The sequence below is a fragment of the Nocardia sp. NPDC004722 genome, assembly GCF_053601505.1.
Map to the genome: position 1 here is coordinate 1 of NZ_JBSGBY010000451.1, position 7,059 is coordinate 7,059.

Below are 7,059 nucleotides of genomic sequence, written 5' to 3' on the forward strand. Positions count from 1 at the left end.
GCGACAGCGCGCACGGCGGCAGCGGCCGAGACTCACAGCGAGGGATGGGTGGCGACCGAGCGGAGCGCGGCGTCGGCCTGGGTGTAGGCCGTCGCGGCCAGGCGTTGCAGCAGAGCCAGTTTGGCTTCCGGAGCCTGAGCGGTCAGGGCGTCGAAGCGGGCGGGGGACAGCACCGCCACCCGGACCATGGTCTCGGCGTGCACGTCATTGGCGAACGGCACATCCGCGAGCATGGAGGTCTCACCGAAGGACAGTCCGGGGGTGAGGGTGATGAGCCGGTGGCGGCGGTTGTCGCGGTCGGTGAAGGTGAAGCGGACGCGGCCGTCGAGAATCAGGAACAGGCCGCTGCGGGGACTGTCACGGGCGACGATGAGCTCGCCGCGGGCGATGGTGCGGGTCTCGAATTCCTTGGCCAGCCGGGCACGTTCGTCCTCGGGCAGATCGGCCAGCGCGGGATGCTCGTCGATGGTCAGCGCCGCCGGGCACTCCTGGCCGGCGGGGCGGTGCCGGTCGAGGATGAGCTCCTCGCACCATTCGGTGGCCGCGTCGCGGTCGATGAACACCCGCCCGCGCGGGTCGGCGGGATCCAGGCTGGACACCAGGTGCCCGAGCTTGGCGTCCGGATCGACCAGCGCCACCCGGCAACCGGTGGCGGCCAGGTCGGCCTCGAGATCGTTGAGCATGCGGATGGCGACCGGGCTGACATCACCGACCTCGCGCAGATCCAGCACCAGCGCTTCGAGCTCGCCGGGGGTCTCCTCCACGGCGCGGACCGCCGATTCCGCCCCGGCGAACAGGAGGTCGCCGTGCAGCTCGAAGATCCGCGCGTGGTCGCCGAATTCGTGCAGGATGTCCGTCTCATCGGCGTCGCGGCGCAGCCGGGAGGGGGCCTCGGCCACCGAGTAGGCGGCACGGATCGCGGTGTGCGCGGCGCGGGTCACGTGCAGGAAGTGCAGGCCCAGGCGGTCCGACAGTTCCCGGCAGGCCTTCACCCCGCGCACGCTGCTGCCGTGCGCGTCGAGCCTGGGGGAGTACACGGCGATGCCGATCTGGCCGGGCAGTACGGCCAGGATTCCGCCGCCCACACCGCTTTTCGCGGGCAGCCCGACCGTGGTCACCCAGTCGCCCGCCGAGTCGTACATGCCGCAGGTGGTCATCACCGAGAGCACCTGTTCGACCAGCGGCCGGGTCAGCGCGCGTTCGCGGGTCAGCGGATTCACGCCGTTGTTGGCCAGGGTCGCGGCCATCACCGCGAGATCGCGGCAGGTGACGTCGATCGAGCACTGCCGGAAGTAGGTGTCGACCGCGTCGTCGGGGTCGATGTCGACGATGCCCGCGCCGCGCAGCAGCAGCCCGATCGCGCGATTGCGGAATCCGGTGCGCGCCTCGGAGGCGTACACCTCCTCGTTCATGCTCAGCTCGCGTCCGGCGAATCGGCTGTAGCTCCGGCGAATTCGGGCAAACCGGTCAGCCGTGTCGGTGCCCTTGATCAGCGAGGCCGCCGCGATCGCCCCGGCATTGATCATCGGATTGCGGGGCCGCTGTGTCTGGGGGTCCAGACTGATTTCGAAGAACGGCTCCCCGGACGGCTCCACATCGATGTGCCGGGCCACCTCCGCTGCCCCTCGATCGGCCAGGGCCAGGCCATATGTGAACGGTTTCGAGATCGACTGGATCGTGAAGGCGGTATCCAGATCTCCGCTCCCGTACACCCGCCCGTCCGCGGTAGCCAGGCAGATGCCGAACGAATCGGGTTGCACCGCCGCGAGTTCCGGGATGTAGTCGGCCAGCGTTCCCGACGTGTCGGCCCGGCACAGCTCGTACACTTCGTCGATGATGCGGGCCACGACGCCGCCGGAGGGGACCACCGAGCCACTCTAACCGGCGTAATGTGTGTGCAGCCTCACATCTGTTACGGATGTCGCAGGTGGCGTTTCGTTCCCGGCATCGGAGTCCACTACGGGCTCCGTAGACTGTTGCAATCACAGGAGACATCCGGAGGGAGCAATAGCCGTGGGAGTGCTTTCCCGGGTCGACACGCCCGAGGACCTGCGTCGGCTGTCGGTACCGGAGCTGCACGAGCTGGCCGAGGAGATTCGCGAGTTTCTGGTGCGGAAGGTCGCCGTCACCGGCGGGCACCTGGGACCCAACCTCGGCGTCGTGGAGCTGACCATCGCGTTGCACCGGGTCTTCGACTCGCCTGCGGACCCGATCATCTTCGACACCGGCCATCAGGCCTACGTGCACAAGATCCTCACCGGCCGTAAGGACGGGTTCGACACGCTGCGCAAAGAGGGCGGGCTGTCGGGGTATCCGTGCCGGGCCGAGAGTGCCCACGACTGGGTGGAGTCCTCGCACGCCTCGGCCTCGCTGTCGTATGCCGACGGCATCGCCAAGGCGTTCGCGCTGACCCGGCAGAAGCGGCACGTGGTCGCGGTCGTCGGGGACGGCGCGCTCACCGGTGGCATGTGTTGGGAGGCGTTGAACAATATCGCCGCGGGCCAGGATCGTTCGGTGGTCGTGGTGGTCAACGACAACGGCCGCTCGTACGCGCCGACCATCGGCGGCCTCGCCGAACGACTGGCCGGTCTGCGCACGCAGCCCGCCTACGAGCACGCGCTCGACGCCACCAAGCGGATCGTGCAGAGCATTCCGCGCGTGGGGGATTCGGCGTACTCGATGCTGCATGCCATCAAGACCGGGATCAAGGACGCGGTCGCGCCGCAAGAGCTGTTCAGCGATCTCGGCATGAAGTACGTGGGCCCGGTCGACGGGCACGATCCGGTGCAGTTGGAGGCGGCGCTCAAGCGGGCCAAGGACTTCGGCGGACCGGTCATCGTGCACGCGGTGACGCAAAAGGGCCGCGGGTACAAACCCGCCGTGGATCATGTCGCCGATCAGATGCATTCGGTCGGCCAGATCGATCCGGAGACCGGTGAGCCGCTGGGTGGTTCGTCCGGAACCTCCTGGACCTCGGTGTTCTCCAAGGAGCTCATCGCCCAGGCCGAGCAGCGTGACGACATCGTCGCCATCACCGCCGCCATGCCGGGGCCGACCGGTCTGTCGCCGTTCGGGGAACGCTTCCCGGACCGCATGTTCGACGTCGGCATCGCCGAACAGCACGCCGTGACCTCCGCGGCCGGAATGGCGCTGGGCGGCCTGCATCCGGTCGTCGCCATCTACTCGACGTTCCTGAATCGGGCCTTCGATCAGCTGCTGATGGATGTCGCGCTGCTCAAGCTCCCGGTGACCCTGGTCCTGGACCGTGCGGGCATCACCGGTGACGACGGCGCGTCGCACAACGGCATGTGGGATCTCTCGGTGCTGGGCATAGTCCCCGGCATCCGGGTCGCCGCCCCGCGCGACGCGGCCACGCTGCGTGAGGAATTGGCGGAGGCGCTGCACGTCAGTGACGGCCCCACGGCGATCCGGTTCCCCAAGGGCGCTGCCATCGAGGAGATTCCGGCGGTGGAGCGCTTCGAGGGCGTGGATGTGCTGCGCATGCCCGCCGTGCCGGACGCCGCCTCCTATTCGGTGCACGCCGATGTCCTGCTGGTGGCGGTCGGCCCGTTCGCGGAACTCGCCTTGAAGGTGGCGGATCTGCTGGAGGCCGAAGGGGTTTCGGTCACCGTCGTCGATCCCCGCTGGGTGCTGCCGGTCGCCGACGCCGTGGTCAAGATGGCGGGCAACCACCGCCTCGTGGTCACCCTCGAGGACAGCGGCCTGCACGGCGGCATCGGTTCCACGGTCTCCGCCCGTCTCCGCAGCATGGGCGTCGACGTCCCGACCCGCGATCTCGGTGTCCCGCAGCACTTCCTGGATCACGCTTCGCGCGCCACGATCCACCAGGAGCTCGGTCTCACCCCGGGCGAGGTCGCCCAGCGCGTCCACGTCTGGCTCGGCGCTTCCGATACGGCGAGCTCGGATATCGCCGACGCTCTCCTCCCGGCGGAGTAGTACCACCGCGAAGCGGACCCGCGATCCTCGATCGCGGGTCCGTTTTTCTGTGCGGAGCTGGACTTCTCGCGTAGATTCTGTAACAGGTTACAGTTTCCTGGTCAGGAGTTCGGATGTCGTTTGTGCTCGTCGAGAAGCCGCGTCCCCAGATCGCGCTGGTCACGTTGAACCGGCCCGAGCGGATGAACGCCATGGCGTTCGACGTGATGGTGCCGCTGCGCGAAACCCTCGAGGAGGTGGCGGCCGACAACGAGGTGCGGGTGGTGGTGCTCACCGGGGCCGGGCACGGATTCTGCTCGGGCGCGGATCTCCAGCACGCGGGCAAGGTGCCCGGCGTGGAAGGGCTGACGCGCACCAGCATCGCGCGCCGCTCGATGTCGCTGCTGGACAATGTGATGCTCACCCTCAAGCGCATGCATCAGCCGGTGATCAGCGCCATCAACGGCGCGGCCATCGGTGGCGGCTTCTGCCTGGCCATGGGCACCGACATCCGAATCGCCTCGGACGACGCGTATTTCCGGGCCGCGGGCATCAACAACGGCCTCACCTCCGCCGAACTCGGCATCAGCTACACGCTGCCGCGCGCCATCGGCTCCACCCGCGCCTTCGAGATCATGCTCACCGGCCGCGATGTCGACGCCGCCGAAGCCGAACGCATCGGCATCGTCTCGCGCGTCGTCCCCGCCGACAAACTCCTCGAATCCGCCTACGACACCGCCGATCAGATCATCCGCTGGTCGCGCGTCGGCGGCGAACTCACCAAACGCCTCCTCTGGAACGGCCTGGAGGCAAGCAGTTTCGAATCCCACATGCAGAGCGAGGGCCTCGCCCAGCTCTACGTCCGCCTCACCACCGACAACTTCGACGAGGCCATCCGAGCCCGCCGCGACCGCCGCCCACCCCACTTCCAGGACTGAGCCCACCTTCCAGGATCGAGTACGGTCTCCGTCCCCCGGCGCCCCCCGCGCGCCGAGGGACGGAGACCTTCCGGTCAGCTGCCGCTCTTGCCAGTGTTGAGCAGTTGTGCGCTGCCGGAGAGTGAGTCGCCGCTACCGGTTCCACTGCCGGAACTCGTGCAGGTGCCCTGCGACGGCGACGGCTTCGGGGCGGGCGATCCCGGCGGCGCGGCGACCACCGTCACCGTGAACACCCTCGGCGGTGTGGTCACGAACAGAATGATGTCGTTGTACTTCAGCGTGAGGTTGTGGGTTCCCGCGGTGGTCGGAACCCATTGCACGTCCGCGCCCATGGTGTTCGCCGTCAACGCGACACTGCCGATGCACTGCCCGTTGTCGTAGAAGTTCGCGGACGAGTACATGCTGTGCCACGAGGGCGTGCCCCCGGGAGCGCCGGTGCTGAAGTCGTAGGTGTGTCCGACGATGTAGGTCGATGGCGTCGTGCAGGGGCTGGTCGAACAATCCAGCACCCCACCGCTCTCCGACTCGATGTCAGCGCTCGCGGTAGGAACCGACAGGGTGGAGACGCTCGCGGCCATGGCCAAAGTGGCTGCGCCCCAAAGGGTATGGCGCAGGAGGGGAGTGGTACGCATGATCTGTCTCCTGCTAGCTGCCGAACGGCAGGCTCGAGCTGCCGGGGAACAGGTTCGAACTACCGGACCCGATGCTGCATCCGCCCTCCGCGGGCTGCGGCGCGATAGTGGCTCCGGCGGGTGCGGCGACGACGGTCACCGTCAGCGAATCCGGCCCACGGCCGCCCCTGGTGGTCAGCGTGTGGGTTCCCGGGGTTTGCGGAACCCAGGTGACGGCCTTCGAACTGTTGTTTCCGATGCAGGCCCCGTTGTCGAAAAAGCTGCTGGGCGGAGTGGAGACGCTCACGCCGTCATAAGGCGCATTGAGCAGATAGCTTTGCCCGGCAACGACAGTCGTGGCGTTCGGGCAGTAGGCGCCGCCGCCGGAGCAATCCAACACCTCGATACCGTGTATACCGGCGGTGGCGAGACCTGGGGACAATGCGGTGAGGGTGCCGACGGCGCCGACAAGGCTTGCGGCCCAAGCGAAGTGGCGTGCGCGGCGGTGTGATGCGGGCATTGATGACTCCTTGCTGTGTTCGGATTCGTGTCGCGGTGCGGTCAGTGCCCGCTGCCGGAGGTCAGGCCCTTGATCAGGGAGCTTCCGGCCCCCAGGTCGGCGCTGCCGGTGCCGACGAGGCCCGCGCCGTCGCAGCCGCCTTGCGCGGGCTGCTGCGGGGTCGGTGTTCCGGCGGGCGCCGCGGTCACGGTCACAGTGATCGATTGCGATTCCGTGCCCTGCTGAACGGTGAGCTTGTGGGTTCCCGCGGTTTGCGGCACCCAGGTGATGTAGGCCGGATCGCCGACGATGACGGTGACGTCACCGTTGTCGGTGGGCGCGGTGTTTCCGAGGCACTGCCCGTTGTCGTAGAAGTACACCTGGTAGGCGACCAGGTCGTTGTGGACCATCGGGGACCCGAATCGGTAGCTGTGGCCCGCCACGAACGATGTCACCGGCGTGCAGCTGGTGGTGGTCGGGCAGTCCAGCACGTTCGGGGTGTCGATGGTCGCGGACGCGGTGGGCGCGAGCGCGGTGGTGACCGTCGCGGCCAACGCGAGAGCGGTTGCGCCCCAAGCGATGTGGTGGTTGCGGCGGTGGGCGGCGGACATGCGTGGACTCCTTCGTCGAACCCCTGGGTTCGGGGTCGACAGAATCTAACTTTCACCTACTGTGAAATGAGTCCACTTCAGAAAACCGGTGTGCCCCAACTTCTGTGGGCGATATTTCCGGGGTCAGTCCTTGGGGTAGAGGGCTTCGCTCAGCCGCGGGACCGCGAGATCGCGCTGCCAGGGGCGTGCGCCGCCGTTCGCCAGGTAGTCCTCGATCAGACCCGGGGCCTCGCCGTTGGTCGCGGACTTGGGCAGGCCGTCCCAGCACATGCGGCGCAACAGGTCCGGCGTGAGCAGGTTCTCGACGGGGACCGAGACCTCGGTGGAGAGGTCGGTCATGGCCGCGCGGGCGCGCTGCAGGCGGGCGGCGGCGGCCGGGTCGCGGCGCTCCCAGCGGTTGACCGGGGGCGGGCCGTCGAAGGGCTGGGTCAGCGGGGGGAGTTCGCTGTCGGGGAGGGCGCGGG

The 7,059-nt window shown here is 68.3% G+C and carries 6 protein-coding genes and 1 pseudogene; 2 read left to right on the top strand and 5 right to left on the bottom strand.

Translation table 11 applies throughout. The features are described from left to right. Nucleotides 1–32: 32 nt before the first annotated feature. Nucleotides 33–1,868: a glutaminase A gene (gene glsA / locus ACWELQ_RS32895; protein WP_452400932.1), complete on the bottom strand. Its 1,836-nt coding sequence runs from the start codon at nucleotides 1,866–1,868 to the stop codon at nucleotides 33–35. Between the two features lie 145 nt (nucleotides 1,869–2,013). Between glsA and dxs the strand changes: the two genes are divergently transcribed. Together dxs and ACWELQ_RS32905 are read left to right on the top strand one after the other, a co-directional pair. Continuing rightward, nucleotides 2,014–3,957 carry a 1-deoxy-D-xylulose-5-phosphate synthase gene (gene dxs, locus ACWELQ_RS32900; RefSeq protein ID WP_452400933.1) on the top strand — a complete coding sequence of 648 codons (1,944 nt, stop codon included), beginning with the start codon at nucleotides 2,014–2,016 and terminating at the stop codon, nucleotides 3,955–3,957. Nucleotides 3,958–4,070: 113 nt separating this feature from the next. Continuing rightward, nucleotides 4,071–4,874 (top strand): enoyl-CoA hydratase, encoded by an 804-nt coding sequence (locus ACWELQ_RS32905; protein ID WP_452400934.1) that lies wholly within the window; start codon nucleotides 4,071–4,073, stop codon nucleotides 4,872–4,874. Between the two features lie 74 nt (nucleotides 4,875–4,948). Here ACWELQ_RS32905 and ACWELQ_RS32910 read toward each other — a convergent pair whose 3' ends face one another. The 4 genes and pseudogenes from ACWELQ_RS32910 to ACWELQ_RS32925 form a co-directional block, all read right to left on the bottom strand. Then, nucleotides 4,949–5,506: a hypothetical protein gene (locus tag ACWELQ_RS32910; protein ID WP_452400935.1), complete on the bottom strand. Its 558-nt coding sequence runs from the start codon at nucleotides 5,504–5,506 to the stop codon at nucleotides 4,949–4,951. A gap of 13 nt (nucleotides 5,507–5,519) precedes the next feature. Next, a complete protein-coding gene (locus ACWELQ_RS32915; protein ID WP_452400936.1) occupies nucleotides 5,520–6,005 on the bottom strand; it encodes a hypothetical protein in 486 nt (161 codons plus the stop codon). Nucleotides 6,006–6,046: 41 nt separating this feature from the next. Further along, entirely contained in the window at nucleotides 6,047–6,595 is a 549-nt protein-coding gene (locus ACWELQ_RS32920) for a hypothetical protein (protein WP_452400937.1), read from the bottom strand. Nucleotides 6,596–6,718: 123 nt separating this feature from the next. Continuing rightward, nucleotides 6,719–7,059: pseudogene (locus tag ACWELQ_RS32925) on the bottom strand (ribonuclease D); the annotation flags it as partial.